The organism is Nocardioides taihuensis (genome assembly GCF_042657275.1).
GTDB classification, from domain to species: domain Bacteria; phylum Actinomycetota; class Actinomycetes; order Propionibacteriales; family Nocardioidaceae; genus Nocardioides; species Nocardioides taihuensis.
Genome location: NZ_JBHSKD010000033.1, coordinates 1 through 1,023 on the forward strand (window position 1 = coordinate 1; position 1,023 = coordinate 1,023).

2 protein-coding genes are annotated in these 1,023 nt (G+C 67.0%); one reads left to right on the forward strand and one right to left on the reverse strand.

What is annotated here, in order from left to right; genetic code table 11:
- Positions 1 to 305, reverse strand: a 305-nt coding sequence (locus ACFPGP_RS23820; RefSeq protein WP_378594055.1) for a hypothetical protein, incomplete at its 3' end; no start/stop codon positions are given.
- 108 nt (positions 306 to 413) lie between these two features.
- Here ACFPGP_RS23820 and ACFPGP_RS23825 point away from each other — a divergent pair.
- The coding region (locus ACFPGP_RS23825) for a histidine phosphatase family protein (RefSeq protein ID WP_378594056.1) at positions 414 to 1,023 on the forward strand (610 nt) is incomplete at its 3' end.

Here is a 1,023-nt window from a genome sequence, read left to right on the forward strand (position 1 = left end):
CCCAACAAGGTCAGCAACCCAAGCAACCAGCCGGCTAGGGCGCCAAGCACCACAGCGCCTCGCCAGTAGCGGACTCTGCGAGAACCGCACGCCGCGCCACCGACCGCGAGCGGGGCACTCATCCAGAGCACGAACTCGGTTCCGCTCACAGGCGCCGTTGCGGACTGGATGTCGAGCATTCCCAGCACCAGCGCGCCGCCGAAGATCCACGACAGCACGAGGCCGATGACGGCGCCAGCTGCGGAGCGATCGGGGTCCCGCCGCCAGTCGAGGAACTCCGGGCTTTGATCGATGGCAGGGGGCACCGCGCCAGTATCCCCATGAACGACAGGGCTGACACGCTCGACCATCGGCAGGACAGCGCGCAACAAGCGGCATGACCGGTCACTGTCAGAGTGGTGTTTCATGACGTCATGTCTCGGGAGACAACACGGTGTCTGTGCCTGGCCCGCCATGCGGAGCCTGAGGATGACGGGGCCGGCCTGACAGCGATCGGCTCCCTGCAGGCCAGGCACTTGGGTCGTCGTCTGGCACCGTTGGCGATTGGACGCATCCTTCACGGGCCTTTGCTGCGTGCTGCCGAGACGGCGAGGATTGTGGCGGAGCAGTTCGAGCGGAGTCCCTCGCTGTCCGAGCATGCCGCCGCAGGTGACTTCGTTCCTCGTCTCCCGAGGCGAGAGGAGCTTCCGGACGCCTGGGCCGACACTGTCATGTCGTTCTTGGAGGATGTATCGGACGACGAAGCGTCCGAGGGCGCGGCTCTCGCGGCAGAGGCGATCGACCTGCTGGCGGGCCCCGCCCTGGATGGACGAGAGCCTGTGGATGTGGTCATCACCCACGCCTTCACCATCGGGCTGCTTGTGGCGCACGCCTTGGGCGCCCCAGCCTGGCGGTGGTTTCCACCGACTCAGTGCCACGCCGGGCTGACGGTCATCAGATACGAGGCCGGTGCCCCACCGTCAGTCGTTGTCGCCAACGACGTGGCGCACCTACCTGCCGACCTTCGGTGGACCGGATTCCCCG